Source organism: Devosia sp. Z6_126, from assembly GCF_058133495.1.
Map to the genome: position 1 here is coordinate 553,369 of NZ_JBYUNO010000001.1, position 24,520 is coordinate 577,888.

General features: G+C 63.6%; 30 protein-coding genes. 20 read left to right on the forward strand and 10 right to left on the reverse strand.

All coding sequences use genetic code 11. The features are described from left to right. The first annotated feature begins 23 nt into the window (after nt 1-23). The gene (locus tag AC3YOG_RS02745; protein WP_172121948.1) at nt 24-560 is read left to right on the forward strand and encodes an SH3 domain-containing protein; all 537 of its coding nucleotides are present in this window, start codon (nt 24-26) and stop codon (nt 558-560) included. Here the strand turns inward: AC3YOG_RS02745 and AC3YOG_RS02750 are convergent. Continuing rightward, the gene (locus AC3YOG_RS02750; RefSeq protein ID WP_489933969.1) at nt 557-1,345 is read right to left on the reverse strand and encodes a siderophore ferric iron reductase; all 789 of its coding nucleotides are present in this window, start codon (nt 1,343-1,345) and stop codon (nt 557-559) included. The two genes, AC3YOG_RS02745 and AC3YOG_RS02750, sit on opposite strands and share 4 nt — an antisense overlap. A gap of 257 nt (nt 1,346-1,602) precedes the next feature. Here AC3YOG_RS02750 and AC3YOG_RS02755 point away from each other — a divergent pair, with 257 nt between their 5' ends. The 5 genes from AC3YOG_RS02755 to AC3YOG_RS02775 all read left to right on the forward strand — a co-directional run bounded on the left by AC3YOG_RS02755 (nt 1,603) and on the right by AC3YOG_RS02775 (nt 4,352). Next, nucleotides 1,603-2,502 carry an ABC transporter ATP-binding protein gene (locus AC3YOG_RS02755; RefSeq protein WP_489933970.1) on the forward strand — a complete coding sequence of 300 codons (900 nt, stop codon included), beginning with the start codon at nt 1,603-1,605 and terminating at the stop codon, nt 2,500-2,502. Continuing rightward, nucleotides 2,499-3,392 carry a hypothetical protein gene (locus AC3YOG_RS02760; RefSeq protein WP_489933971.1) on the forward strand — a complete coding sequence of 298 codons (894 nt, stop codon included), beginning with the start codon at nt 2,499-2,501 and terminating at the stop codon, nt 3,390-3,392. Before AC3YOG_RS02755 ends, AC3YOG_RS02760 begins: the two co-directional genes overlap by 4 nt. A 77-nt stretch (nt 3,393-3,469) precedes the next feature. Continuing rightward, nucleotides 3,470-3,658, forward strand: a complete 189-nt coding sequence (locus tag AC3YOG_RS02765; protein WP_127751735.1) for a DUF3606 domain-containing protein — start codon at nt 3,470-3,472, stop codon at nt 3,656-3,658. Nucleotides 3,659-3,675: 17 nt separating this feature from the next. Next, nucleotides 3,676-3,888 (forward strand): hypothetical protein, encoded by a 213-nt coding sequence (locus AC3YOG_RS02770; RefSeq protein ID WP_489933972.1) that lies wholly within the window; start codon nt 3,676-3,678, stop codon nt 3,886-3,888. A 56-nt stretch (nt 3,889-3,944) separates the two neighbouring features. Then, nucleotides 3,945-4,352, forward strand: a complete 408-nt coding sequence (locus tag AC3YOG_RS02775; RefSeq protein ID WP_489933973.1) for a DUF1801 domain-containing protein — start codon at nt 3,945-3,947, stop codon at nt 4,350-4,352. A 10-nt stretch (nt 4,353-4,362) separates the two neighbouring features. Here the strand turns inward: AC3YOG_RS02775 and AC3YOG_RS02780 are convergent, their stop codons facing one another. Beyond that, complete coding sequence (locus AC3YOG_RS02780) at nt 4,363-4,509, reverse strand: hypothetical protein (protein ID WP_489933974.1); 147 nt, start codon at nt 4,507-4,509, stop codon at nt 4,363-4,365. Between the two features lie 125 nt (nt 4,510-4,634). On the opposite strand from AC3YOG_RS02780, the gene AC3YOG_RS02785 reads away from it, so the two are divergent. The 6 genes from AC3YOG_RS02785 (at nt 4,635) to AC3YOG_RS02810 (ending at nt 9,667) form a co-directional block, all read left to right on the forward strand. Further along, nucleotides 4,635-5,531, forward strand: a complete 897-nt coding sequence (locus tag AC3YOG_RS02785; RefSeq protein WP_489934543.1) for a metal ABC transporter substrate-binding protein — start codon at nt 4,635-4,637, stop codon at nt 5,529-5,531. Next, complete coding sequence (locus tag AC3YOG_RS02790; RefSeq protein ID WP_127751731.1) at nt 5,528-6,403, forward strand: manganese/iron ABC transporter ATP-binding protein; 876 nt, start codon at nt 5,528-5,530, stop codon at nt 6,401-6,403. The genes AC3YOG_RS02785 and AC3YOG_RS02790 overlap by 4 nt, the downstream gene beginning before the upstream one ends. Next, nucleotides 6,400-7,254, forward strand: a complete 855-nt coding sequence (locus AC3YOG_RS02795; RefSeq protein ID WP_172121938.1) for a metal ABC transporter permease — start codon at nt 6,400-6,402, stop codon at nt 7,252-7,254. Before AC3YOG_RS02790 ends, AC3YOG_RS02795 begins: the two co-directional genes overlap by 4 nt. Beyond that, nucleotides 7,251-8,087 (forward strand): metal ABC transporter permease, encoded by an 837-nt coding sequence (locus AC3YOG_RS02800; protein WP_489933975.1) that lies wholly within the window; start codon nt 7,251-7,253, stop codon nt 8,085-8,087. The genes AC3YOG_RS02795 and AC3YOG_RS02800 overlap by 4 nt, the downstream gene beginning before the upstream one ends. Before the next feature lie 117 nt (nt 8,088-8,204). Next, the gene (locus tag AC3YOG_RS02805) at nt 8,205-8,693 is read left to right on the forward strand and encodes a hypothetical protein (protein WP_172121936.1); all 489 of its coding nucleotides are present in this window, start codon (nt 8,205-8,207) and stop codon (nt 8,691-8,693) included. Between the two features lie 176 nt (nt 8,694-8,869). Beyond that, nucleotides 8,870-9,667 carry a glycosyltransferase family 32 protein gene (locus tag AC3YOG_RS02810; RefSeq protein ID WP_489933976.1) on the forward strand — a complete coding sequence of 266 codons (798 nt, stop codon included), beginning with the start codon at nt 8,870-8,872 and terminating at the stop codon, nt 9,665-9,667. Between the two features lie 93 nt (nt 9,668-9,760). Here the strand turns inward: AC3YOG_RS02810 and AC3YOG_RS02815 are convergent, their stop codons facing one another. Beyond that, the gene (locus tag AC3YOG_RS02815) at nt 9,761-10,636 is read right to left on the reverse strand and encodes a glycosyltransferase family 8 protein (RefSeq protein ID WP_172121934.1); all 876 of its coding nucleotides are present in this window, start codon (nt 10,634-10,636) and stop codon (nt 9,761-9,763) included. Beyond that, on the reverse strand, nt 10,633-11,841 hold the full coding sequence (locus AC3YOG_RS02820; protein ID WP_489933977.1) for an O-antigen ligase family protein: 1,209 nt from the start codon (nt 11,839-11,841) through the stop codon (nt 10,633-10,635). Before AC3YOG_RS02820 ends, AC3YOG_RS02815 begins: the two co-directional genes overlap by 4 nt. Nucleotides 11,842-11,981: 140 nt before the next feature. Here AC3YOG_RS02820 and AC3YOG_RS02825 point away from each other — a divergent pair, with 140 nt between their 5' ends. Next, a complete protein-coding gene (locus AC3YOG_RS02825; RefSeq protein WP_127751725.1) occupies nt 11,982-12,440 on the forward strand; it encodes an Rrf2 family transcriptional regulator in 459 nt (152 codons plus the stop codon). Then, complete coding sequence (locus tag AC3YOG_RS02830) at nt 12,433-13,320, forward strand: NAD(P)/FAD-dependent oxidoreductase (protein WP_489933978.1); 888 nt, start codon at nt 12,433-12,435, stop codon at nt 13,318-13,320. Before AC3YOG_RS02825 ends, AC3YOG_RS02830 begins: the two co-directional genes overlap by 8 nt. On the opposite strand, the gene AC3YOG_RS02835 is transcribed toward AC3YOG_RS02830, so the two are convergent. Continuing rightward, nucleotides 13,317-14,354, reverse strand: a complete 1,038-nt coding sequence (locus AC3YOG_RS02835) for an aldo/keto reductase (protein ID WP_489933979.1) — start codon at nt 14,352-14,354, stop codon at nt 13,317-13,319. The two genes, AC3YOG_RS02830 and AC3YOG_RS02835, sit on opposite strands and share 4 nt — an antisense overlap. 108 nt (nt 14,355-14,462) lie before the next feature. On the opposite strand from AC3YOG_RS02835, the gene trhO reads away from it, so the two are divergent. Beyond that, a complete protein-coding gene (gene trhO / locus AC3YOG_RS02840) occupies nt 14,463-15,482 on the forward strand; it encodes an oxygen-dependent tRNA uridine(34) hydroxylase TrhO (protein WP_489933980.1) in 1,020 nt (339 codons plus the stop codon). 104 nt (nt 15,483-15,586) lie between these two features. Here the strand turns inward: trhO and AC3YOG_RS02845 are convergent, their stop codons facing one another. From AC3YOG_RS02845 to AC3YOG_RS02860, 4 genes are all read right to left on the reverse strand, one after another. Beyond that, the gene (locus AC3YOG_RS02845) at nt 15,587-16,144 is read right to left on the reverse strand and encodes a dihydrofolate reductase family protein (protein WP_489933981.1); all 558 of its coding nucleotides are present in this window, start codon (nt 16,142-16,144) and stop codon (nt 15,587-15,589) included. A gap of 83 nt (nt 16,145-16,227) precedes the next feature. Continuing rightward, complete coding sequence (locus AC3YOG_RS02850) at nt 16,228-16,665, reverse strand: SRPBCC family protein (RefSeq protein WP_489933982.1); 438 nt, start codon at nt 16,663-16,665, stop codon at nt 16,228-16,230. Further along, nucleotides 16,662-17,027 carry an ArsR/SmtB family transcription factor gene (locus AC3YOG_RS02855; RefSeq protein ID WP_489933983.1) on the reverse strand — a complete coding sequence of 122 codons (366 nt, stop codon included), beginning with the start codon at nt 17,025-17,027 and terminating at the stop codon, nt 16,662-16,664. Before AC3YOG_RS02855 ends, AC3YOG_RS02850 begins: the two co-directional genes overlap by 4 nt. An 82-nt stretch (nt 17,028-17,109) precedes the next feature. Next, a complete protein-coding gene (locus AC3YOG_RS02860) occupies nt 17,110-18,021 on the reverse strand; it encodes a LysR substrate-binding domain-containing protein (protein WP_489933984.1) in 912 nt (303 codons plus the stop codon). 105 nt (nt 18,022-18,126) lie between these two features. Here AC3YOG_RS02860 and AC3YOG_RS02865 point away from each other — a divergent pair, with 105 nt between their 5' ends. The 3 genes from AC3YOG_RS02865 (at nt 18,127) to lepA (ending at nt 20,616) form a co-directional block, all read left to right on the forward strand. Then, nucleotides 18,127-18,270 (forward strand): hypothetical protein, encoded by a 144-nt coding sequence (locus tag AC3YOG_RS02865; protein ID WP_489933985.1) that lies wholly within the window; start codon nt 18,127-18,129, stop codon nt 18,268-18,270. Nucleotides 18,271-18,344: 74 nt separating this feature from the next. Next, nucleotides 18,345-18,758 carry a hypothetical protein gene (locus tag AC3YOG_RS02870; RefSeq protein WP_172121924.1) on the forward strand — a complete coding sequence of 138 codons (414 nt, stop codon included), beginning with the start codon at nt 18,345-18,347 and terminating at the stop codon, nt 18,756-18,758. A 52-nt stretch (nt 18,759-18,810) separates the two neighbouring features. Next, nucleotides 18,811-20,616, forward strand: a complete 1,806-nt coding sequence (lepA, locus tag AC3YOG_RS02875) for a translation elongation factor 4 (RefSeq protein WP_127751716.1) — start codon at nt 18,811-18,813, stop codon at nt 20,614-20,616. A gap of 120 nt (nt 20,617-20,736) precedes the next feature. On the opposite strand, the gene AC3YOG_RS02880 is transcribed toward lepA, so the two are convergent. Further along, on the reverse strand, nt 20,737-21,648 hold the full coding sequence (locus tag AC3YOG_RS02880) for an HNH endonuclease (RefSeq protein ID WP_489933986.1): 912 nt from the start codon (nt 21,646-21,648) through the stop codon (nt 20,737-20,739). Nucleotides 21,649-22,190: 542 nt separating this feature from the next. Here AC3YOG_RS02880 and AC3YOG_RS02885 point away from each other — a divergent pair. Both AC3YOG_RS02885 and AC3YOG_RS02890 read left to right on the forward strand, forming a co-directional pair. Beyond that, nucleotides 22,191-23,198: a hypothetical protein gene (locus tag AC3YOG_RS02885; RefSeq protein ID WP_489933987.1), complete on the forward strand. Its 1,008-nt coding sequence runs from the start codon at nt 22,191-22,193 to the stop codon at nt 23,196-23,198. 258 nt (nt 23,199-23,456) lie between these two features. Further along, nucleotides 23,457-24,029: a hypothetical protein gene (locus AC3YOG_RS02890; protein ID WP_489933988.1), complete on the forward strand. Its 573-nt coding sequence runs from the start codon at nt 23,457-23,459 to the stop codon at nt 24,027-24,029. Nucleotides 24,030-24,520 lie beyond the last annotated feature (491 nt).

Below are 24,520 nucleotides of genomic sequence, written 5' to 3' on the forward strand. Positions count from 1 at the left end.
GCGCAATGCGGTCCCGTGCCCGTTTGGCACTTGTTCCAATTCTGGCAGCGCTGCTGGCGCTGCCGGGCCCCCTCACGCCGGTCCAGGCCTGGGCGCAGGCCGACAATCCCAGCGGTTTGCCCCTGCCCCGCTTTGCCAGCACGCGCTCGACGCCCATCAATGTGCGCGTCGGCCCCGGCACCAAATACGACATCGCCTGGATCTACCGGCAGTCCGGCATTCCCGTGGAAATCGTGCAGGAGTTCGATACCTGGCGCAAGATCCGCGACCAGGATGGCGACGAGGGCTGGGTGCACCAGAACCTGCTGTCAGGCAATCGCGCCGGTTATGTCGCGCCGGTCGTCGCCAATGGCGAGATCGCGCTGCGCTCGGGCATGAACGACGATTCGGGCGTGCGCGCTCGACTTGGCGCGGGCCTGCGCGTCCAGATCAAGGAATGCGATGGCACCTGGTGCGAAGTCAGCGCCGCCGGTGGCGACGGGCAGCGCACCGCGACCTATTCGGGCTTCTTGCACCAGGAGGAAATCTGGGGCGTCTACCCCGACGAAGTGTTCAACTAGCCCGCTTCGGCCTCGAGCTCGGCGCATTGGCGGGCCAGCCGGACCGCCCTGGTTTGCTTGGGGCAGGACGCACAAAGCCGGTCCGGCCACACCAGGTAATCAAGGCAACAGCCCTTGCGCGCCAGCACCAGCTTTTGGCGCCCATCCGTCAGCACCACGGGCTCCAGCGCTCCCTGCCCGACCAGATCCAGTGCCGCAAGCCAGCTCTGTGCATGGCGGCTGATCTCGTCGGGCGAAATCCCCGGCCGCATCCGTTCCAGTAGCGCCACGACCCCCAGCACCCGCGCGGCGAGCAAACGTTGCGCCGGCACGGGCTTGAAGCGCACGATCGCGTTGATCTCCTCGAGGAGTGTTTCGGCCGTGGCTCTCAGGTCCGCCGCGGCCCAGCCGATCATCGCCTCGACCTCGCCCTGCCGCTGCGGCCCGGGTGGCAGGCGAAAGCCGTTGATGTCGAGCATCTGCCGGCATTGCGACATCGCGCGGAGATCGGGGACGCCGCCATGGGCATGCACGGCGATCACCGCCAGGTAAGCCGGCTGCCACAACAGATTGGTCCACAGCCGCACCGCCCAAAAGGCGGGTCCGCCCGCCGGATAGGCTTGCGCCAGCGCGTCGTAGAGGTCGCGCAGCATGGGGCCGTTATCGAGCCCGTGCCGGTACCAACCCGGCTTGTGGCTCCCGGGCGCACCCTTGAGAAAGCCGGTGACCTCGGCCGCCCTGGCCAGGAGCCGGATTAGCGCGATATCGGCATCATTGGGCGGAAACAAAAACGAACGGGCGGTCACTGGGAAGGTCCGGAACAAGCAGGGCTTAACCTATCGCGCTCCGCGGCCCGCTGCAAAGTCGGCGCGCGGCGCAGATTGACCCACCCCCTCAGCGTCCTATCTATTCCTGACGCGAGGAGCTCCGCCGTGATCGATTCAGCGCGCAACAATTGCCGTCAGGACCAAAGGTCGCGGATCGCACGGCCCATCCGGGCGTTGCCCCTCAGTGCGCGCCCCTTGCCGCAATCGGCCCCCTTTCTCCGAGCCGGGATCCAACGATGACTGAGCCCTCCGCCCGCATCGAGCCGATCGTCACCGCGCGTGGCCTGCGCAAGAAGTTCGGCCGCAAGGAAATCCTGCATGGACTCGACTTCGACATTCCGGCGGGCCGGATCTATGGGCTGATCGGCCATAATGGGGCGGGCAAGACCACGACGCTCAATGCCATGCTGGGCCTCACCGACTGCCGTGGCACCATCCGCGTGCTTGGGCTCGATCCCTTTGCCCACCGCGCCCGCCTCATGCGCGATGTCGCCTTCATCTCCGATGTGGCCAGCCTGCCGCGCTTCTTGCGGGTGCGCGAACTGTTTTCGCTCGTTGCCAGCATCCACCCCAATTTCTCACCCGACAAGGCGCAAAGCTTTCTTCAAGGCACCGATCTTAAGCCCGAGCTCAAGATCAAGAACCTCTCCAAGGGCATGCTGGCGCAGCTGCATCTGGCGGTCGTCATGGCCATCGACGCCAAGCTCCTCGTCCTCGACGAGCCCACCCTTGGCCTCGACATCACCTATCGCAAGCGCTTCTACCGCCGACTGCTCGACGATTACATGACGGGCGAGCGCACGCTCATCATCACCACCCACCAGGTCGATGAGATCGAGTTCATGCTCACCGACGTGATGTTTATCCGCGATGGCGCCCTGATCCTGCATCAGCCCATGGCTGATGTGGCGCAGAATTTCATCCAGCTGGTCAGCAATGATCCCGAGAACCAGGCCGTCGCCCGCGGCCTTGGCCCGGTCTACGAGGAAACCCGCTTCGGCCAAACGGTGATGATCTTTGACCATGTGCCGCGCGAGCAGCTCGAGGGCTTGGGCGTGCTGTCGACCCCGACATTGTCCGATCTCTTCGTCGCCCTGATGCAGCGACCCACCGCCAATGCGGAGCCAGTCCCATGAAGGCCTTTGCTGCCCTGATCTGGCGCGAGTTCCTCGAACATCGCGGGGCGTTCCTCTATGGGCCCCTGCTGCTGGTGGCGGTCCTGCTCGGCTCGACCATTCTCGCCTTCACCGTTGGGCGCATCGACATGCGCTATTCGGGCGCCCTGTTCACCGCGGCGCCCATGCGCATCTATGAATGGGGCTTTTTGGGCTTTGCCTTTGCCTGGCTGCTGTATCTTCTGGCGACACTGTTCTTTTACTGCGCCGACAGCTTTGCCGCCGACAAGCGCAACAATGCCATGCTGTTCTGGAAGTCGATGCCGGTGAGCGATTTCACGGTGCTGCTGTCCAAGCTCGTCGCCGCCATCACCATCTTCCCCGCCATCATCTACCTCATTGCCCTCCTCAGCGGCCTGCTGCTGTTTGGCGTTGCCGTATCCACCTCTGCCATGAATGGCGGTGGCGGCTATGCCTTGCTTGGCAATGTGGCCGGGGTTTATGGCCAGATCGCCGCCAGCCTTCTCGTCGTTCTGGTGGTGGGCCTCTTGTGGTACCTGCCCTTCATGGCCTTTGTCGGCGCCCTGGCTGCCGTGGTCGGGCGCTGGGCCATTCCCCTGTCGCTGCTGTTCCCCTCCATTCTCTCCACCCTCGAATGGGTGGTGTTTGGCGGTGGCTGGCAGCCGCTCAGCACCCGCACCTGGGAATATCTGCAATACCGCGCCGACTTCCCGTTGACGCAAGGCTATATCGAGGCCTGGACCACCACCGCCGCGACCTTCAGCTTTGTCGACTTCGCCACTGACCTCGTCGCACGCATCAGCTGGACCCAGATCGGGATCGGCGTCGTGCTCGCCCTCGTCTTGGTGTTTTTTGCCAGCCAGTATCGCCGCCGCGGCATTGGCGAGTAGCGCTCGGCGCACAGCATGGCGGAACCGGCGCCCGCGACCGGGGTTACCTTGTGCAACCCCAAGCGGAGGCGACCATCATGCTGGATCCCAAGGACTTGCTGGGCGGTGCCGAGCGAGGCCGCCTGTCTGTCGACCTGCCCCATGAAGTGGCGGCCTTTGCCAGCCGGCATGGCCTGTCCATCGATGAGGCGCGCGAAATTCTGGCGCGCACCGGGGATCGCGAAGATCCCGACGCCGCCGCCGAACGCCACAAGCGCCCCCTTTGATCCCCACGAGTGTGCCCATGCAGCCCCATCCCGACCTCAGCCCCATCCCCGATCTTGATGCCGACCTGCTGCCGGGCATTGACCGCTTCGTAGCCGATCACAGCCAGACCTCGGCCGGCCAGCTCAGCCGCAATGATGCGATCAACCGCATCCTGCGCGATTGGCTGCAGCGCGAGGGCTATATCGAGCCTGACAACGAGTCCCAGGATTTCGACGATCCCAGCCACTAGAGCCGGGTGGCGCGCCGTGCCATGCTAGCCCCAAAGCTTGGTGGGGAGGCTGCGCAATGAGCCCGTCCGAACAACTCGACCACTTGATTGCCGAACTCGGCGACTGGCGGGGTGACCTCCTCGCCCGCGCGCGGCGCGCCATTCTCGCCGCCGATCCCGCGATCATCGAGGAATGGAAATACCGGGGCAGCCCCGTCTGGTCCGCCAATGGGCAGCTGGTGGTGGGCAATGCCCACAAGGACAAGGTCAAGCTCACCTTCTCGCATGGCGCCAAGCTCGAGGATACCCACCGCCTGTTTAATGCAGGGCTCGAAGGCAATCTCTGGCGCGCCATCGATCTGTTTGCCGACAGCCCGTTCGACGAATCCGCCCTCACGCATCTGGTCGCCAGGGCCGTCGCCTATAATCGCGCCCGGCAAGCGCCCAAGCCGCGACGCGGCAAAACTGCGCCTCCCACCCCCTAAACCCTGCCGATCAGGGGCGTGGCGCCGGATCGCTGGGGCTGGTGAGACCCGGATCGGCGGCGACCGGGTCGGGCTGGTTTGACCCTTGGCTGAACACCAGCAGGCCCACGACCACAATGGCAGCAACGATCAGTCCGGCAATCCATTTACGATCCAAGGCAGGCTCCTCCACTCGCGCTGCACCCCAACGGACGGCCGGGCATTTGGCTCCGCTCCTCACGCGTATTGCAAATGATTTGCAATTGCACTAACTTCCGAAGGGTCAACTGAAACATGCCTGGGATGCCTATGCCTCGCTATCTTCTTTCCGCGCTGCTTGCCGTTGCCACGCTTTGTTCCACCATGCCCGCCCAGGCGCAGGATCGGTTCAAGGCCGTCACCTCCTTCACCATCATTGCCGATATGGCGCGCAATGTTGCGGGCGACGCTGCCGAAGTGGTGTCCATCACCAAGCCCGGCGCCGAGATCCACAACTACCAGCCGACCCCCGGCGACCTCGTGGGCGCGCAGGACGCCGACCTCATCTTGTGGAACGGGCTTAATCTCGAGCAATGGTTCGAGCAGTTCCTGGGCAACCTACCCGATGTTCCGAGCGTCGTGGTCAGCGAAGGCATCGAGCCCATCGGCATTGGCCAGGGCCCCTATCAGGGCAAGCCCAATCCCCATGCCTGGATGTCGCCCACCGATGCACTGACCTATGTTGCCAATATCCGGGACGCCTTTGTCGAGTACGATCCGGCCAATGCCGAAACCTACAAGGCCAATGCGGAGGCTTATTCCGCCAAGATCGAAGCCGCCATCGCCCCCCTGCGCACCCAGATCGAGGCCATTCCGCCCGAGCGCCGCTGGCTCGTCTCCTCGGAAGGCGCCTTCTCCTATCTCGCCCGCGACCTTGGCCTACAGGAGCTCTATCTCTGGCCCATCAATGCCGATCAGCAGGGCACGCCCCAGCAGGTGCGCCGCGTGATCGACACTGTGCGCGCCAACAACATCCCCGCAGTGTTCTCTGAATCCACCGTCTCGCCCCGGCCGGCCGAGCAGGTGGCGCGCGAAACTGGCGCCCATTATGGGGGCGTGCTTTATGTGGACTCGCTGTCGGACCCCGATGGCCCCGTGCCGACCTTTCTTGATCTTCTTGCCGTAACCACATCCACCATCGTTGCGGGGTTGCGCCCTTGAATGCCCTTGTCGAACCCGGCCTCGAGGTCGCCGATGTAACCGTTGCTTATCGCAACGGCCATACCGCCCTGCGCCATGCCAGCTTTGCCATTCCGCGCGGCACCATCACCGCGCTTGTGGGTGTCAACGGCTCGGGCAAATCCACCCTGTTCAAGGCCATTATGGGCTTTGTGCCCCTCAGCACCGGTTCGGTCAGCATTCTGGGCCTGTCTGGCAAGGCAGCGCTCAAGCGCAACCTCGTCGCCTATGTGCCCCAAAGCGAGGATGTGGACTGGAACTTCCCGGTGCTGGTGGAGGACGTGGTGATGATGGGGCGCTTCGGGCATATGAACATGCTCCGCATCCCCCGCGCCGTTGACCACCAGATGGTCACCTCCGCCCTTGAGCGCGTCGACATGCTTCCCTTCCGCAAGCGCCAGATCGGCGAGCTATCGGGCGGCCAGCGCAAGCGCGTCTTCCTCGCCCGGGCCCTCGCGCAAGAGTCGGCGGTGATCCTGCTCGACGAGCCGTTCACCGGCGTGGACGTCAAGACCGAGGACGCCATCATCGCCCTGCTCAGCGCGCTCCGGGACGAAGGCAAGGTGATGCTGGTCTCCACCCACAATCTGGGCTCGGTGCCTGAATTCTGCGACCGCACTGTGCTGGTCAAGGGCACCGTCCTCGCCCATGGCCCCACTCCCGAGATCTTCACGCGCGAAAATCTCGAACTCACCTTTGGCGGCGCCCTGCGCCATTTCGTGCTCGCCGGGCAGGGCCTGCATGCCGATGACGATCCGCGCCAGGTCTCGGTGCTCACCGACGATGAGCGGCCACTCGTCATGTATGGCGAAAAGGGCAAGATGACCACGCAGCAATCGGGTGCCGAGCCATGATCGAAGCGCTGCTGCAGCCCTTTACCTACAACTACATGATCAACGCTATGTGGGTGTCGGCGCTGGTCGGCGGCGTTTGCGCTTTTCTGTCGGCCTATCTGATGCTCAAGGGCTGGAGTCTCATCGGCGACGCCCTGTCGCACTCCATCGTCCCGGGCGTCGCTGGCGCCTATATGCTGGGCCTGCCCTTTTCACTCGGGGCGTTCCTGTCGGGCGGTCTGGCGGCCGGCGCCATGCTGTTTCTCACCCAGCGCACCAAGCTCAAGGAAGATGCGGTGATCGGGCTGATCTTCACCGGCTTTTTCGGGCTGGGGCTCTTCATGATTTCGCTCTCGCCCACCTCGGTCAATATCCAGACCATCGTCATGGGCAATATCCTGGCCGTCACGCCCAACGAAACCCTGCAGTTGGTGATCATTTCCTTGGTGACGCTGGGCGTCATGCTCCTCCTCTGGAAGGATCTGATGGTTACGTTCTTCGATGAATCCCATGCCCGCTCCATCGGGCTCAACCCGCCGCTGCTCAAGGTCATCTTTTTTACCGTGCTCAGTGCCTCCACGGTCGCGGCCATGCAAACCGTGGGCGCCTTCCTCGTCATCGCCATGGTCGTCACCCCCGGCGCCACTGCCTATCTCCTGGCCGACCGGTTCGGGCGCGTCATCACCATCGCGGTGCTGGTGGGCACCCTTTCAAGTCTTGTCGGCGCCTATCTCTCGTTCTTCCTCGATGGCGCCACCGGCGGCGTGATCGTGTGCCTCCAGACCATCGTCTTCCTGCTTGCCTTTGTGTTCGCCCCCAAGCACGGCATTCTCGCCAATCGCCGTCGCGCGGCGCGGGAGATCGCGCAATGAGCGAGTTCTGGCTCTACGCTCTCTGGCCCTTCAGCTTTCCCTTCATGACCAATGCCATGCTGATTGCGGTGCTGGTTGCCGTGCCCACGGCGCTCCTGTCCTGTTTTCTGGTGCTCAAGGGCTGGTCGCTGATGGGCGATGCCATTTCCCACGCCGTGCTCCCCGGCGTCGTGCTCGCCTATATCATTGGCCTGCCCTTTGGCGTCGGTGCCTTTATCGCCGGCATGGGCTGCGCCCTTTCGGTCGGCTTTCTGACTGAGCATAGCCGCATCAAGGAAGACACCGTGATGGGCGTGGTCTTTGCCGGTCTCTTTGGCCTCGGCATCGTGCTCTATACCGCGATCCAGACCGATGTACATCTCGACCACATCCTCTTCGGCGATATCTTGGGTGTCGATGGTGGCGATCTGGCGCTGTCGGGGATCATCGCGCTCCTGGTCTGCGGCGTGCTCGCCGCCAAATGGCGCGACTTTCTCCTGTTCACCTTCGATCCCCAGCAGGCCGGCGCTATCGGCTTGCCCGTGCGCGCCTTGCATTACGGGCTGCTGGTGCTGCTTTCCCTCACCATCGTCGCCGCCCTTTCGGCAGTGGGCATCGTGCTGGTGGTCGCCATGCTGGTGGGCCCCGGTGCCATCGCCTTCCTGTTGTCCAAGCGCTTTGGTCCAATGATGCTGCTGGCCACGGCTATTTCCGTGAGTTGTTCGCTCCTGGGCATCTATCTCAGCTTCTTCATCGACTCCGCCCCCGCTCCCACGATCGTGCTGCTGCTCAGCGGCGTCTTTGTAGCAACCTTCATCTGGACCACGCATCGCCCCGCGCCGCTGCCGGTTTGACCCCGGGGCATATCCCCGCGCCGATCACCTGTGATGGCGTGGGGCCCTTTCGCAACGCCTGTCCCCCTCTCCCGTTAACCTACCGGCAAACAGCCCAAGGGAAGAGGAGAAACATTCATGTTCAAGCGCACCACCGCATTGGTTTTGTTGACGGCGGGCCTCTGCAGCCCCGCTTTGGCGCAGGCCCAGCAGATCAACGGCGTCGACGTTCCCGCCGATCAGTTGGGTGCGGTGCAGGCCCGTTGCGACGAGCTGTCCAACAACAATGCTCCCGCGGGCACCGGCCAGGCGAGCGCCGCCACATCAGCGGCCACCCCCGACGCTACGGCGGGCACCAACCCCTCGGCCCCTTCGATCGGCGGCACCTCGCCCCTGGGCGGCAATGACGGAGCGACCGACGCCTCCAACAGCAATGCTGCAGGCTCGGTTGCTGATCCAGCCACCCCCGCTGCCCCGGCGACCAGCATTGACCTTGCTAGCATCGATATTGAAGCGTGTCAGGCTGGCGGCTTCACCACTGGCGCGGCTTCCAATTCGGCGGCTCCGGAAACGCCCGCTGCAACAACCACCAATTCCGGCGCGTCCGCTGCCCCCACGACCAATTAGCCTTTGCTGGCGCGCGGCAGGTCCGCGCGCCAGTTCGTTTCCCCGTTTAACCACCCACAATGCTGGCGGGGCGTCACCCAAAGCGCTAGCTTGCGCCCGATTCTGGGGACCAACGCATGAGCGCCGCACGACTTGCCACCAACCATTCGCCTTGCCGGTATGAGCGCTGAAGCCTCGTGAGTGCGCCACCCATTGTCTCGTTTTGGCATGGCCCCATTGGCTGGCTCGAGCGATTGTCGATCACCTCGTTTTTGCGGCACGGCCATTCCGTCGCCGTTTACAGCTTTGATCCGCTGGAGCTGCCTCCGGGCGCCGAGCGGCGCGACGCCGCCGAAATCCTCGGGCGTGAAGCGCTGGTGTTCTACAAGGACCGCGGCACACCGGCGGTATTTTCCGACCGCTTCCGGCTCGAACTTCTGCGCGCCGGGCGCGGCATCTATGCCGATCTGGACGTTTATTGCGTGCGCCCCTTTCCGGAGAACCCCGACTACCTGATGGGGTGGGAGCGCCCCGGCTCGATCAACAATGCCGTGCTGCATATTCCCGCCGACGCCCCGCTCCTGGGGGATCTTCTGGGCATATTCGAGCCGCATGATCGGCCGCTACTCGAGCCCCACCTACCCTTGGGCCGGCGAGTCGAAGTAGCGGCGCGGCGCCTGCTCGGGCAAAAAGTGCTGCCCCACCAGATGCAGTTCGGCGCCACGGGACCTTTTGCGCTTACCCATTTCATGGCCAAGCGCGATCTGCTCGACCGGGTGCAGCCCCAGCCGGTGTTTTATCCTCTCGCTTATGAGCAGATCCCGGCCCTGATGCAGCCCGGCAGCAGCGTCGGCCCGGCGCTCCGTCCCGAAACCCTCAGCATCCACCTCTGGCGTTCGCAGCTGACCAATCGCGGCCGCGCCGCCCTGCCCGCACCGCCTCCCGGGAGCGCCATGCGCCAACTCTGCGACCGCGAAGGCATCACGCTGGACTAAGAGAAGGCCGCTGTCGCTCCCCGGAACTCGCTGTCAATCCGGCCTCGAGCCGGGATCCGTCCTGAGCTGTCGTCCTGGGCAGTTCGCCTCGCCCTAACGCCCCAGTTTCTTCATCCACCAGCGCTTCCAGCGGTGCCGGGCGAAGCGGTAAAACAGCTCATTGCCCATCACATGCCGGTAGAGCCGCCCAAAGGCCACCCAGTGGAACATGCCGGCAAAGATGCCCCAGGGTTTGGCTTCCCCGGTATAGTGCAGAATGGCGGGGTCGAGCCCTTCATGGGCGTGGCGGGCATCGATCGTGTTCCAGCGCCAGGGCAGTTGCAGCCAGCGCCGCTTGAACACCAGGTTCAAGAAATCCTGGTCATAATAGATGCGCTCCATCACGCCTTCGCGCAGCGCCACTTCGAGCTGACCCAGGATGTCGGCGTCGCGCCATTGGGCGACATCGATCAGCACCAGCCCCGCATTGAAATAGGGATCGGCGGGATCGAGAATATCGCGATTGGCCTTGAGGTCACGGCCCCCGGTGATGAAGGCGCCCATCGTGTCGCGCACCGCCGCGATGGGATGGCCCAGCATGTCCATCTCCACCAGCTTTTCAATGGCGTCGCGCACCAGCATGTCGCAATCGAGATACAGCACCCGCTCCACCCCCGCCGGCAGCAGGCGATCGATCATCAGCCGGGCATAAACAATGTTACTCAGCCGCTTGTTGAGCGGCATCCGCGCCGCCACATCGGCGAACAAGGGGGAAGCGTCGAGGTCATACCATTCGAGCCGCGCCCCGAACTCGCTTTCAATGGCGAGCAGGTCCTCCTCGTGCTCCACCGTGAGCGTGCGATGAAACAGGTGAAACACCAGGTCGCTGCGCCGATGGGTGAACAGGCACACCGAGCGCATCGTGGCATAGGCCGGCGCCCAGAAATTGTCGTCAAAGGTCAGCGCGATATGGATGGGGCGGTCGCTCAAGGGAAACTCTCTTTAGGCCGGCCAGCGAGCACCGCAATCAGCGACAGCAGCACGGTGTAAACCAGCGTTTGGGCCAACACGCCGAACATTGCGTTGGTCAGCCCCATGCCCGCATAGCCGACGCTGGCGACCAGCGCCAGATAGAGCGCTGGTGCGCGATGCGACCCTTGGGCGCGCCAGGCGCCGGCAAACGGCGCGATGAGGATCAAGCCATAGGCGAGCAAGCCCAAAAGGCCCCCCGAAACCGCAAAGTCGGCGATGTCATTGTGCAGATGGTCGTATTTGGGAAACCGCTCCCCTGGAGGAGCAAACTGCGCTGCGGCCTCCATGAAGTGCCCCAGCCCGTGCCCCCAGACCGGCGAGGCCATGAAGGCCGCCAAAGCGCTGCGATACATGATGAGGCGCTGGCTGGTGGAATCGTCGCCAGGCTCGCCCGAACGGAACAGCGACACGATCTCGCCAAAGGGCCCCGTGCGCTCGATCCAGCCGGTGCCGATCAGCACGGCAAACACCAGCAGCGCGGCAACTGCACCGCACCCGATCAGCAGCCAGGCGCGCCGGCGCGGCAGATAATGCAGCGCGGCACCGGCAAGCGCGGCCATGCTCATGGGCACAAAGGCCACCAGCGGCCCGCGCGAGCCGGAAAACCAGATCGCCAGCAGCGCCGCGACCGGGCCGAGCAGGAACACTGCCCGCCAACGCCATCGGCTCAACACCCCCACTGCCGCGACAAAGCCCAAAGTCAGCGCCAGGTCGGCCAGGTGGATGGGGTTGTTGACCAGCACCCCCCCGCGCGGCTCGCCCATGACAAAGACGTCGAATCCCGCGACCACCGCTCCTGCGATAGCGCCCAGCAACGCCAGCGTCCCGACCGCCGTTAGGGTCAGGCGCGCGCCCAATTGCTCAACCAGGGCAGCATGCGGCGCGGCCAGAAACAGGGGCACAAGAAAAATGATGGCACCAAACGACATCGGCTCGCGTGCGGAACCCGCAATGGCCAGCAGCATCAAGGCGCCGGCGACCAGCGGCAGCCAGGTCGCTGGCTGCCCAAGCGCCCCGCGCCCTTCAGCCGTGGGCAGCAGGGTCAAGCCCACCCCGATCAGCACCAGGGTGAGCATATTGGCGGCCCCCGGCGCCAGCGTCGGCAGGGTCAGCCCGCAAACCAGGGCGCACCATGCCAGCATGGTAAGGGTTGATCGAAGCAAGCGCAGGTCCTGGGCTGAGTGGCTGGGGCGACCATGGTCGCTGCCGCCCCGGCCGTCAACCGGCGCTCACCCCCTGACCACATGAGTGTGGCTTTCGCGCCCCGCTTGACGCGCGGCAATTCCGCAACTAAAGAAGTTACATGAAAAGATCCAGTCGCCTTTCCGTTGCCCTTCATGCCCTTGTGCATCTGCACGCCCAGCCCGAGGACGCGCTGACCTCGGGGGTTCTGGCGGTGTGCCTGCAAACCAATCCGGTGGTCGTCCGCCGTGTGCTCGGCAGCCTGCGCGAAGCGGGTTTGGTGGGCTCCAGCAAGGGCCATGGCGGGGGCTGGCAGTTGGCGCGCCCCGCCCCCGAGATCAGCGTCTTTGATGTGTACCATGCCTTGGGGGAAACCCTTCTCGTGCGCACCGAAAGCGAGCCGGGCGATCCCGGCTGCGCCATTGTGCGCACCGTTGACGGGGTGATGAACGAGGTGCTGGCCGATGCCGAAGCCCTGCTCGCCAACCGGCTGCGCCGCCTGAGCATTGCCCAACTCGCGGCGGGCGCAACGGCGCTTCCCGCTCTTTCACATTCTTCCGAAAGCCATTTTCATGGATGACGTACTTGTTGTCGGCGGCTCGTTCGCCGGCCTTTCCGCAGCCCTCCAGCTCGGGCGCGCGCGCCGCAAGGTGAGCGTGCTCGATACCGGGCTCAACCGGAACCGCTATGCCGACAGTGCCCACAATGTGCTGGGTCATGACGGGGTAGCGCCCGGCGATATCCTCGCTGCCGCCCGCCGCCAGCTCGAGGCTTATCCCACGGTCAGGCTGATCGAGGGCCGCGCCAGCACCGTTTCAGGCGAGCCCGACGATTTCACGATCACCACCGAGACCGGGGACAGCTTTGCCGCTCGCCGATTGATCCTGAGCTATGGCATCACCGATGAAATGCCCCCCATCCCCGGCTTTGCCGAGGCATGGGGCAAATCGGTGATCCATTGCCCATTCTGCCACGGCTATGAAGCGGGCCCGCGCTGGGGGCTGCTTTACAGCACCCCCATGTCGCTGCATGCCCCGGCCCTTTATGGCGATTGGACCGAGGACATCACGCTGATCCTGGATGGCAATGCCATCCCCGACGCGGAGCGCAACAAGCTGCAGCGACGGGGCGTCAAGATCCATGATGGCAAGCTGGCCGCGGTCCACCAGGACAACGGCCAGATGTCGGGCGTGAGCCTCGAAGATGGCACCGAGGTTGAACTCGATGCGCTTTACGCCCATCCCCGCAATCATCCATCCGCCGACCTGCACGAGCAGCTGGGGCTCGAGACCGACACCACGCCCACCGGCACCATGGTGGTGGTGGGCGAGCGCCAGGCCACCTCGCGTGAGGGGGTCTTCGCGGCGGGCGACCTCACCACCCCGATGCACAGTGTCACCAGCGCCGCCTATGCCGGCTCGATGGCCGCCATGGGCGCGCAGCAGTCCATGCTCGATTAACGCAGCCAGCCCTTGGGGCTGGGGTGCAGTTCCATCTGCCCCCCGGCCGTGGCCGCGTCGATCGCCGCGATCTCCTCGGCGCTGAGCGCAAGATTGTTGAGCACGCCCAGATTGTCCTTGAGCTGGTCGAGATTGCGCACCCCGATCAGCGCCGAAGTCATTTCCGGGCGCCGCAACACCCAGCTCAGCGCCAGCTGCACCAGGCTCTGCCCGCGCGCCTTGGCAATTTCGCCGAGCTTGTCGACCGCCTCGAGCACGCGCGGCTCGATATGGCTGGCGCGCAACGAGCCATTGGGGTTCTCCCCGCGCGTGCCTTCCTTTTTGCCATTGTTGTATTTGCCCGACAGCACGCCCTGCGCCAGGGGCGAAAAGGCGATCATGCCGATCCCTAATTCCCCACAGGCGTCGATGGTGTGATCGTTCTCGATCCAGCGATTGAGCACGGAATAGCTGGGCTGGTGAATGGTGGTCTGCACCCCCATTTCCTTGAGGATCCGGTAGGCCTCGCGCGTTTGCGCCTCTGGATAGGACGAGATGCCGACATAAAGCGCCTTGCCGACCCGCACCGCATGGGCCAGCGCCCCCATGGTCTCCTCGAGCGGCGTGTTGGGATCAAAGCGGTGGGAGTAAAAGATATCGACATAGTCGAGCCCCATCCGCCCCAGGCTCTGGTCAAGGCTCGCCAGCAGATATTTGCGGCTGCCGAACTCGCCATAGGGGCCCGGCCACATATTGTAGCCCGCCTTGGTGGAAATGATCAGCTCGTCCCGATAGGGGCGAAAATCGCGCGCCATCACCTGGCCGAACAGCTCTTCGGCCGAGCCAGCCGGAGGCCCGTAATTGTTGGCGAGGTCGAAATGAGTGACACCGGCATCAAAGGCGTGGCCCAGGATTTCCATGGCGCTGGGGTAGTCGCGCGTGCCCCCGAAATTCTGCCACAGCCCGAGGCTCACCACCGGCAGCTGCAGGCCCGAACGGCCGGAATGGCGATATTGCATTGCGTCGTAGCGCGCCGTATCAGCCCGATAAGTCATGGTTCTTGCCTCCCAGAAATGTGCGATTGCGCGACGGCGCGCTGCTTGGCGCAGGGCGTGACGCGATGATAGAGAGCCAGACGCCATTCAGCGTCTGCCGGAATCCCGATGCCCGATAACTTGCCGCAAGCCGCCCTGCCATACAAGGTCATGGCCGTTTATAAGTTCGCTGATCTGCCCGATGCCGCGGCCATTCAGCCGGTGCTGGCGCAGTTCTGCTGCGCGCGCGCGATCAAGGGCACGCTGATCCTCGCGCCTGAAGGCATCAATGGCACGGTTGCCGGCACCCCCGAGGCCATCGACGCCCTGCACGCCTTTTTGCTCGAAGATCGGCTATGGGCGGGCCGGCTCAATGGTGCCGAGATCAAGTTCTCCGGCGCTGCCGAAATGCCCTTCCTGCGCATGAAGGTTCGCCTCAAGCACGAGATCGTCACCCTGCGCGCCCCCGAAGCCAATCCGTCCCAAACCGTGGGCACCTATGTGGCACCCGCCGACTGGAACAGCCTGATCGAGCGCGATGATGTGGTGCTGGTCGATACCCGCAACGACTACGAAGTGGGGCTGGGCACCTTCAAGGGCGCGCTCGATCCAGCGACCGCGACCTTCACCGAGTTCAAGGACTATGTGGCGACCCATCTTGATCCCGCGCGCGACAAGAAAGTCGCCATGTTTTGCACCGGCGGCATCCGCTGTGAAAAGGCGTCTTCGTACTTGCTGAACCAGGGTTTTGCCGAAGTCTATCACCTCAAGGGCGGCATTCTGGCTTATCTGGAAACCGTGCCCGAACCCGAAAGCCGCTTTGAGGGCGAATGCTTTGTGTTCGATGATCGCGTCGCGGTCGGCCATGGCCTCGCACAAGGTGAAGCCACCCTCTGCCGCGCCTGTCGCCACCCGCTCACCCCCGCCGATCGCGCCGATCCGCGCTTTAGCGAAGGGGTCGCCTGCCCGCATTGCGCTGACGACACCGCCAAGCATGCCGCCGCCGCCGAGCGGCAAAAACAGATCGAACTCGCCCGCCAACGCGGCACCGCCCATCTCGGCGACGAAGCCGCCGAAGCCGCCCGCCGCGCCAAGCAACGCAAACGCGACCAAGCCGAACAATCCCGTCTGCGGAACAGCCAGGGTTAATGCGCCGGCGCACCTTACCGGCAGGCGCGCACGCTCTCTCCGACCCACCAGCTGTCATCCCGGCCCTGAGCCGGGATCCATCCTGAGATGCGGGTAAGGGGCCTTTACCCCTTGACCCGATACCGCAGCACCACGCCGCCGGTTTGCAGGGCGCGGGCTTCCAGCAAGGTCCAGTTCTGCGGCTGCTCGGCGGGCTTGAAGAGAGGCGTGCCGCGCCCCTGCACCACTGGCGCCAGGCACAGCCGGTATTCGTCCACCAACCCTGCCGCGAGCAGGCTGCCCAGCAGCTGCGCGCTGCCAAACACATAAAGATCGCCGCCATCCTCGCGCTTGAGCGCGGCGATGGTTTGGGCCGCATCGCCCGCGAGCACCCGCGTATTGTTCCACTCGGCGGTTGTGAGTGTGTTGGACACCACGATCTTGGGAATGGTGTTCATGCGCTCGGCGATCAAGCCTTCATCGGTCGCTGTGGGCCAGTAGGCCGCCATGCCCTCATAGGTCTTGCGCCCGAAGATCAGGGTTTTGTCGCCCTCCATCTGTTCGCGCGACTGCGCCTCGAGTTCGGGGCCCCAGACCACATTGTGAAAGCTTAAATCCCAGGGCTGGGCGCCTTCGAAGTAGCCATCCAGCGTCATGACGTTCCAGGCCAGCAATGAACGCATACAAACCTCCTATTGGTTGCCGGGCGCGATCCATTGGCTGACAAAGCCGGGGATCGCCCCGCTTACGGATCAAAGAGCGGGCATTAATTGGCGAGCGCGAGCGCCAGGGCGTCCATCAGCTGGCGCGTGCCTTCTTCGCGCTGGCGCGAATTGTCGAGCCCGTCGAGGAACGCGCCTTGTTCGGTGACGATCATCCGCGTGCCCTCGCCTTCGGACACCAGCTCGACCGTCGCGACCGATACCGAAATGCGCCGGCCGTCCATCAGCATCTCATAGGCGTAGACGATGCGCTGATTGGGGACGATGTCGTGATAGCGCACATCGAACACGAACTGGGCGCCGTTTGGCCCGTTATCGGCCTGGTATTCCCGGCCTCCGACCTTGAACTCGAAAATCTCGCCCACGGGAAACCACTTCGCCTTTTGTTCCCGGTCCGACCAGGCGCGAAACACACGCTCTGGCTTGGCGGGAAGAACCCGGTCAATGGTGAAGCTGCCATGGGAAACGGAACGATCGGTCATGAATCTCTTCCTTTGGATGGTGTTGGTGGTGAAGGCTCGTCATCCTCGGCCAGCAAGGCGCCCAGTCGATCAAAGCGCTGCGCCCATGCCTGGCGGCGCTGGTTGATCCAGCGTTCGGCGCTCCCCAAAACCTCGAGGTCGAGCGTGCAGGTGCGCACCCGGCCCACTTTTTCGGTTCGCACCAGCCCGGCGTCTTCAAGCACCCGCAGGTGCTGTGTCAGGCCGGGCAGCGACATGGCGAACGGCTCGGCAAGCTCGCTCACCGTTGCCGATCCGGCGGTCAGCCGCTCCACCACCGCCCGACGGGTCGGATCGGCAAGGGCGCGGTAGATCTGGTCGAGTTGGTCGTCTTGGTTAAGCATGCACTTAAGTATCGCAGTCCAGCCGGGGCGTCAATGCTTAAGTTTTCGCTTAAGTATCTGAATGCCCAATTGCCTGGCGGGCTTAGCCGCGCGACTGGTGCACATAGCCCCGCGCCGAGGCGGGTATTTCGGCGGCCAGCCATTCGCGAAAGCGGCGTAGCTTCGTCGTTTCGCGTCGCCCTTTGGCCGTCGCCAGCCAATACTGATGGGGTCCGCTCACTGGACCGGTAAAGGGGCGCACCAGCCGGCCATCGCTGACCGCATCGGCGCTCATCATGTCCACCGCCATCAGCACGCCTTGTTCGGAAATCGCCGCATCAAAGGCGAGCGAGGGATCGGAATAGGTGGGCCCATGCAGGCGCCGCTCTGCGTCCAACCCCACCGATTGCAGCCACAGATCCCAGGACAGCATGGTAGTTTCATCGCGGATCACGGGCACCCCATACAGATCGCTGGGATGCTTGAGGGCCCGAGCAATGGGCGGCGCACACACGGGCTGGAACTCGGCACCCCCGATCGGTGTCGCGATCACGCCCGGCCAGTTGCCGGCGCCAAAGCGAATGCCGCAGTCGATATCGGGGCGCTGCAGATCGAGCATGGCACCAGTCACTGTCAGCCGTACCTCGATCTCGGGATGAAGCGTCGTGAACTTGTTGATCCGCCAGATCAGCCAGCGCGAAGCGAAAACGCTCCCCACCGTCAGGTTGAGAATGGCCTCGTCGCTGCCGCTCAGTTCCGCCAGCCCGTCCTGGAGCGCGGCAAAGCCGGCACTGAGCTGGGGCAAGGCAGCGCGCAAGGCTGCGGTGGGCACCAGCCCCTGCCCCGTACGCTCGAACAGCTCCATCCCCAGCCGCGCCTCGGCCCGGCGCAAATGCTGGCTGACGGCGCCAAGGGTCACGCCCAGCTCCTCGGCCGCTGGCGCCAGTGCACCGCGACGCGCCACGATTTCGATCGCGCGCACCGCGTTGAGGGGAATGGGAAAGCCCTTGCTCATGGAGATTTTCTATAATGGCGCCGCAACCCTGTCGATTGCCCGAGCTCCGACCCGCGCGCATTCTGGGCCCCATCTCACACCTTGCCCCGGAAAGGAGCCGACAAAATGTTTGTTCTTGCCCGTCTCCGTCAATGGCTGTTGCCCTGGTTCAGCCTGCCCGCCGCGCCACCGCCCGAGCCGGAAGCGCCGGGGCTGCGCGACTGGGCCGATCTGCCCCCGCACCACCCGGTTTGCGAGGGAGCGCCGTAGACAAGCCACATTCGCGCGTTCCAAGGGGAGCAACCCCCGACGGGCCCTGCCCGCCGCCCCAAAGGAGCTGATCCATGTTGCGCCCACTCGTTCTTGCTGCCGTCCTGATCTTGCCGCTCACCGCCGCCCAGGCGCAGCAAGCCGCGCCGACCACGACCCCCGCGCCAGCCGAAATCAGCATCGATCCGGCCGCCCCGGTTAATGCCACGCCCAAGCAGGCCAATCTGCTCACCGGGCTTTATGCCACCAAGGCCATCATCGAGATCTGCGCCATCACCGTGGATGAAAATGCCACCTCGCGCATGAACAACGACCAGAAGCGCTTCGAGGCGGGCCTGGGCATGGATGACGCTGCCGCGACCGAGGCCTATGCCAAGATCAAGGCCGATGTGGAGCGCACCACGCCCGATTGCGCCGAAGGTGGCGCTGACCGGCAAAATGCCGAAGCGGTGGTGAACATCTATGCCGGGATGAAAAGCGGCAGTTAACGCGCGCTAAACCATCTTTGCGGTCCCCCGCGGTTCTGCTAGACGCTTGCCCATGACAACGCCGCAGAACCGCATCCGCAATTTTTCCATCGTCGCCCATATCGACCATGGCAAGTCCACCCTGGCCGACCGGCTGATCCAGCTCACCGGTGGGCTGGAGCTGCGCGAGATGAAGGAGCAGGTGCTCGACTCGATGGATATCGAGCGCGAGCGCGGCATCACCATCAAGGCGCAAACCGTGCGCCTCAAATACCACGCGGCAGATGGCGAGGATTATATCCTCAACCTCATCGACACGCCCGGACACGTCGACTTCGCCTATGAAGTCAGCCGGAGCATGGCCGCCGTCGAGGGCTCGCTCCTTGTAGTCGACGCTTCCCAGGGCGTTGAGGCGCAGACCTTGGCCAATGTGTACCATGCCCTCGACGCCGGCCACGAAATCGTGCCCGTGCTCAACAAGGTCGACCTGCCCGCCGCCGATATTCCGCGCGTCAAACAGCAGATCGAGGACGTGATCGGCATTGATGCGTCCGATGCGCTCGAGATCTCAGCCAAGACCGGGCTCGGCATCGACACCGTGCTCGAAGCCATCGTCACCCGCCTGCCCCCGCCCAAGGGCATTCTCGACGCCCCGCTCAAGGCGCTCTTGGTTGATTCGTGGTACGACACTTATCTCGGCGTCGTGGTGCTGATCCGCGTTGTCGATGGCACGGTCAAAAAGGGCCAGCGCATCCGCATGATGGCGTCTGGCGCCGTGTATGAGCTCGACCGCGTCGGCGTGTTCACCCCCAAGCTTGTCGATGTCGGCGAACTCGGCCCAGGCGAGCTCGGCTTTTTCACCGCTTCCATCAAGGAAGTGGCCGATACCAATGTGGGCGACACCATCACCGATGATCGCAAGCCCACCAGCGAAGCCCTCCCAGGCTTCCGCCCGGCCCAGCCTGTGGTGTTCTGCGGCCTCTTTCCCGTCGATGCCAGTGATTTCGACGAGCTGCGCGCCGCCATGGGCAAGCTGCGGCTCAACGACGCCAGCTTTTCGTTCGAGATGGAAACCTCGGCCGCGCTCGGCTTTGGCTTCCGCTGCGGCTTTTTGGGCCTGTTGCACCTCGAAATCATCCAGGAGCGCCTTTCCCGCGAGTTCAACCTCGATCTGATCGCCACCGCCCCTTCGGTGGTCTACGAGGTCGAGATGACCAACGGCGAGGTGGTGATGCTCCACAACCCCGCCGATCTGCCCGATGTGATGAAGATCGCCGAGATCCGCGAGCCCTGGATCAAGGCCACCATTCTCACCCCCGACGAATATCTCGGCTCGATCCTCAAGCTTTGCCAGGACCGCCGCGGCATCCAGCGCAATCTCTCCTATGTCGGCAATCGCGCCATGGTGGAATATGATCTGCCGCTCAACGAGGTGGTGTTCGATTTCTATGATCGGCTGAAATCCATCTCCAAGGGCTATGCCAGCTTTGATTACCAGCTGGCCGAGCATCGCCCCGGCGATCTCGTGAAGCTTTCGGTGCTGGTCAACAGCGAGCCGGTGGATGCCCTTTCGATGCTGGTGCACCGCACCGTCGCCGAATCGCGCGGCCGCATCATGTGCGAAAAGCTCAAGGACCTCATTCCGCCCCACCTGTTCGTCATTCCGATCCAGGCGGCGATTGGCGGCAAGATCATCGCCCGCGAAACCGTGCGCGCCATGCGCAAGGACGTGACGGCCAAGTGCTATGGCGGCGACGCCACCCGCAAGCGCAAGCTGCTGGAAAAGCAAAAAGCCGGCAAGAAGCGCATGCGCCAGTTCGGCTCGGTGGAAATCCCGCAAGAAGCCTTCATCAAGGCGCTCAAGATGGGTGACGACTAACCGGTTCGCGCCTTACGCTCCGCTAAGGGCGGATCAAAAGGGCGAACGAGCCGCGTCAAGGCTGGGCTCGGTGTCACCCCGGCCTTGAGCCGGGGCCATCCTGAGATGCTTGGAGGTTCGCTACTGCTTGAAGCAGTTCTCCCGGTGCCACTGCAAGAAGGCAGGATGTGGCCGGTCGCGCTTCGAAACGGGCCCAATCAAACGCCCTGTCTTGTTGATTAGGCTTGCCGCTCCATCGCGATCATTCACATGCCGAGACACGATGATCTCAAGATCATCGTTGATCCCGATTAGGCCCCGATCAAACATCCAGTGCGCGGTGCCCGAGAGCGCCAGCCCATTATTGATGCTGTCGGGCCCGTTATGCTCCACCGGACGGATATGGGCAGCCGCCACTTCAGCGCGCCCACCTCCATTGATGAGCTTCAGCCCCGTCACTGCACAGCGCTCGTTATAGGCCTGCAGCACCACCCTCCGAAACACACGATCCCGCACAACGCGGGAGGTCAGTGTAGCAACACGCTCCCGCTCCTGCTCGTAAACAAATGCAGACTGTCCTTCCTCGAACTGGAAGGCGAGGGGCTCGTCGATGACCTGAGCCCCCACTCTAGGCAGCAAAGGATGATCTTCGACCAATCCCCGCGACAGAATGCGGTCGAAATCCTGGGGTGTGATCGGGCGCACCGCTGCCTGAGCGCGCCCTGACATCTTGCCGAGTTCGTTCAGCAGCCCCCTCTCCGCTAAACCGTCCTCCAAAATAAACGGGACTGGCGTAGCGAAAGACATATAGCTACCCGGCTCAATCAGGGCCAAATACATGTTGTCTGCGCTTGGATCGGGCACCACCTTTTGTACCCGGGCGACGGCATTATAACCTTTGCTGCCAGGTACCTTTCGAGGCTCATAATAGACAATCCAGTCGCCAATGCAGGCCGACACTCGTGACAGATACTGCTTGGGGAACTGGTACTGCGTTGCTGGGCTGTCCTCGTATTCGGAGTCCTCACGATGTATGAATACTCCGAAACCCATCGCCTTCCCTCGTCCACTAGATTGATCACACTGGCGGGATACTAGGCTAAAGCGCGTAAGTACAAGTGTCTATATCGTGGGTTATGCCGCAGCTTTGTCTATGTCGAAGCTGAGCTTGATTCGGAAAAAACTTCTCCCTGCAGATTTCGCTAGCCTATCCTCTGATGTCGTCTGGTCGGGAATTCAGCAGAAAGCCTGCATCAATGGCCTGAAGGTGCGTGGCGATTAGTGCGATTACACTCTTCTTAGTAAAGGCTGCTGCCGCCCCGTATGCACAACCTCTACATTCCTGCACTCGACACACCTGAGCACCCGCTTGTCACTCCGCCTTAGCTGGGGCCCGTCCCTAGATTGTTGTCACTGGCGCGCCCCACGTCTTCGCGCAAAGGACCCCCAACGTGCCGCCAAGCGCATGTCAGGCAATCTCAAGATGGTAAATGAGATGCGTGACTGTATAAGAGTCTGTCTGGTTTGCCACTTCGGCAGATTTAGGTACGGTTCGATGAGCCCTCAATTAAATCGTGGGCTCCTCGAGGGGGCACATGCAGGATATCAAAGAAGGGCAGCTTCTAGCTATCCATTTCGACTTGCCTAGGCATGTCATACCGCTTCAGACTTTCATAGAGACTGCTGAAAACGCAGGCCGCATAGCAGAGGTGATTAACCAAGAACTGTTCGGCGGCAGTTTCACGCTCGAGGTCGTCATCGTTCCTCCGGAGGAAGGGTCATTCCTCAGCCAACTCGGAATTGTCGTGACTGCCGTTAGTGTCTTCGTTGCCGGTGCGATCGTTTCTGGCCCGTTGGGTGACTTCGGGTCAGGGATATTCGAGGAAATTGTCTCCAAGGACGCTTCCGATGTGGGGAAGGAACTGGTGAAAAACGTCCGCGCTGCTTTTGAGGAGCTTACGTCGTCTGCGGAGGACAGGGAGGCGAAGTGTGTTGCAGCGTCAATTGTGACCGTTGCTGCCGTGAAATGGATACTGCAGGAGGACAACGAGGAGTTGGAAGTGCTCCCCATTGCGCCGGCTCTAAGGGTCGCCTTCGTCGCTAAGCGCCGCTTCTACGACGCCTGTAAAGATGTACCGGATCTCCAGGCTATTGGCTTTAGCCGACAGCCAACGTTTCCGATTAAGAGGCGCGACTTCCAGCGTATCAGTGAAATTCCCGAAGGTGCCGACGACGACGAGTGGCGGGTCTCAATCGAAAACATCACTGGGACATCCCCCAACTGGAACCGCAAGGACACGGCGAGAAACTGGAAGGGTGCTGACCCGGACGGGCACGCTCGTTTCTTCGTCATCCGCGACGAGCGCTTTTGGGATATGGTATTCAGGGGCGATCTTAACCCGCGCATTGCTGATAGCATGAGGGTTCAGTGGGCCTACAAGCAAGGACCGAAACGTCGCAAGAACCACATCGTTCTTCGAGTGTTGGAATTCAACGGCGTCAAGGTGTCCGACCAGATGACCGACCGCGAGCTCCGTCCGTTTCTCGATAGCTTCCGGCGAGTCGAGAATGACGAGCCGTCCTTGTTCGACGATCCGCGCTAGGGTTTGAAGCTGCTCCGCCCCAGCTAGTCAGGATTTCATCGCAGCTTCGTTGGATGTCTGCTTTCCGGCACGCCCAACGTAGTCTCCGTGACCCCGATGGGGTCGCTAGTCGACATCGGCCGCTTCAGCGGGAATGCCAGCTTTGCCGATCAGGGGCCCTGCCGCTGCCGTGGGCCAACTGGTTTGCCGATTTTTATCCCCGCCCCTTCACCGAGCCGTATCGTCTCCTGCCCCCACAGGAGAAAGTCCCAAAAAACCATGGCAAAAATCCTTCGCATCACCCCGGCGCTGGCGGAGCGGCATGAGGCATTGTGGTTGCGCCTGACGGCGCTGCAGGAACAGGCGCGCAGCGTGGCGGCGAAAAAGCCCGAGGCGCTGTTGCCTGACGAGGTGCGGATGGCGGCCGAGGCCGTGTTGCATGATGCGCCGATGTTTGGGCCCAAGCGGCGGGCACGGGAAAAGCTGCCGCCGGCAGCGCCCAGCTGGGGCGGGCTTTCTGTGCAGCTGGGGCAGGCGCTGGCGCTCTTGGCGGCCTATGAGGCCAGCCATACCGGCTGGAGCGAAGAAGATCGCTTTCGGGTGTGGCTGACGCGGCCGCTGCCGATGCCGGTGCGGCGCTTGTTGCCGGCCGAACAGTTTTCGCCCCAGGGGCGCGACGAGATGCGCTCGATGCGCCAGAAACTGGCCTTGCGGATGGACCGGGCCTTTCGCGATCACTTCAGCCGCGGCTACCAGGCCGGGATTGCCGCCGCCCGGCGGGCGGAGCCGCTGTGGGAAGCGGTGCCGCCGGCGCGGCTCGATCCGGGGTTTCCCGCCATTCGCCAGCTCTAGCGCGCAGAAAGAGGCGGGCAGTTATCCCCGCCCCCTTTTTGGGGGTGTATGGTGCTGGCCATTCCCCCGCAGGAGCGGCGCTGCAGCGACCAGATGGCGGATGGAACAGCCGGGACGGGGTGCGTCGCTGCACGCCGTGGGTCCGAGCCGCATTGGACAGTTCGCCCCCTGCCGACTTGGGGGGCGCGCTTTGCGCGCTGGATCGGTAAATCCCGGCCGCCCCGAGGCGATGTCGTCTCACTCCAACCATCCCAAGAGGCGCCATCGCCTCGGGGTCTGCTCCCCCGCGTCGCCGCAGGCGATCGCGACCTAGCTCCGCGCGTCCGCAGGACGTCGCGCACAACCGCCTAGCCGTCAGGCTATGGCGAGCCTCCCTGCGTCGCTCTTGCGATCGCGCCGACCCGCGGCCCCGGCCAGCGGGCGCTTGTGCACGCCCCTTGCACCCGGCCCCGGCACGGGCCATCTATGCCCGGCCGCCGAAAAACCCCCGG

Excerpts from the sequence above, each read along its gene's own strand:
- AC3YOG_RS02835 (WP_489933979.1), bottom strand. The coding sequence starts at position 14,354 with ATGACTTATCGGGCTGATACGGCGCGCTACGACGCAATGCAATATCGC.
- AC3YOG_RS02865 (WP_489933985.1), top strand. The coding sequence starts at position 18,127 with ATGTTTGTTCTTGCCCGTCTCCGTCAATGGCTGTTGCCCTGGTTCAGC.
- AC3YOG_RS02850 (WP_489933982.1), bottom strand. The coding sequence starts at position 16,665 with ATGACCGATCGTTCCGTTTCCCATGGCAGCTTCACCATTGACCGGGTT.
- AC3YOG_RS02795 (WP_172121938.1), top strand. The coding sequence starts at position 6,400 with ATGATCGAAGCGCTGCTGCAGCCCTTTACCTACAACTACATGATCAAC.
- AC3YOG_RS02880 (WP_489933986.1), bottom strand. The coding sequence starts at position 21,648 with ATGGGTTTCGGAGTATTCATACATCGTGAGGACTCCGAATACGAGGAC.
- trhO (WP_489933980.1), top strand. The coding sequence starts at position 14,463 with ATGCCCGATAACTTGCCGCAAGCCGCCCTGCCATACAAGGTCATGGCC.
- lepA (WP_127751716.1), top strand. The coding sequence starts at position 18,811 with ATGACAACGCCGCAGAACCGCATCCGCAATTTTTCCATCGTCGCCCAT.
- AC3YOG_RS02825 (WP_127751725.1), top strand. The coding sequence starts at position 11,982 with ATGAAAAGATCCAGTCGCCTTTCCGTTGCCCTTCATGCCCTTGTGCAT.
- AC3YOG_RS02760 (WP_489933971.1), top strand. The coding sequence starts at position 2,499 with ATGAAGGCCTTTGCTGCCCTGATCTGGCGCGAGTTCCTCGAACATCGC.
- AC3YOG_RS02870 (WP_172121924.1), top strand. The coding sequence starts at position 18,345 with ATGTTGCGCCCACTCGTTCTTGCTGCCGTCCTGATCTTGCCGCTCACC.
- AC3YOG_RS02845 (WP_489933981.1), bottom strand. The coding sequence starts at position 16,144 with ATGCGTTCATTGCTGGCCTGGAACGTCATGACGCTGGATGGCTACTTC.
- AC3YOG_RS02755 (WP_489933970.1), top strand. The coding sequence starts at position 1,603 with ATGACTGAGCCCTCCGCCCGCATCGAGCCGATCGTCACCGCGCGTGGC.
- AC3YOG_RS02770 (WP_489933972.1), top strand. The coding sequence starts at position 3,676 with ATGCAGCCCCATCCCGACCTCAGCCCCATCCCCGATCTTGATGCCGAC.
- AC3YOG_RS02785 (WP_489934543.1), top strand. The coding sequence starts at position 4,635 with ATGCCTATGCCTCGCTATCTTCTTTCCGCGCTGCTTGCCGTTGCCACG.
- AC3YOG_RS02885 (WP_489933987.1), top strand. The coding sequence starts at position 22,191 with ATGCAGGATATCAAAGAAGGGCAGCTTCTAGCTATCCATTTCGACTTG.
- AC3YOG_RS02765 (WP_127751735.1), top strand. The coding sequence starts at position 3,470 with ATGCTGGATCCCAAGGACTTGCTGGGCGGTGCCGAGCGAGGCCGCCTG.
- AC3YOG_RS02855 (WP_489933983.1), bottom strand. The coding sequence starts at position 17,027 with ATGCTTAACCAAGACGACCAACTCGACCAGATCTACCGCGCCCTTGCC.
- AC3YOG_RS02800 (WP_489933975.1), top strand. The coding sequence starts at position 7,251 with ATGAGCGAGTTCTGGCTCTACGCTCTCTGGCCCTTCAGCTTTCCCTTC.
- AC3YOG_RS02805 (WP_172121936.1), top strand. The coding sequence starts at position 8,205 with ATGTTCAAGCGCACCACCGCATTGGTTTTGTTGACGGCGGGCCTCTGC.
- AC3YOG_RS02775 (WP_489933973.1), top strand. The coding sequence starts at position 3,945 with ATGAGCCCGTCCGAACAACTCGACCACTTGATTGCCGAACTCGGCGAC.
- AC3YOG_RS02830 (WP_489933978.1), top strand. The coding sequence starts at position 12,433 with ATGGATGACGTACTTGTTGTCGGCGGCTCGTTCGCCGGCCTTTCCGCA.
- AC3YOG_RS02860 (WP_489933984.1), bottom strand. The coding sequence starts at position 18,021 with ATGAGCAAGGGCTTTCCCATTCCCCTCAACGCGGTGCGCGCGATCGAA.
- AC3YOG_RS02890 (WP_489933988.1), top strand. The coding sequence starts at position 23,457 with ATGGCAAAAATCCTTCGCATCACCCCGGCGCTGGCGGAGCGGCATGAG.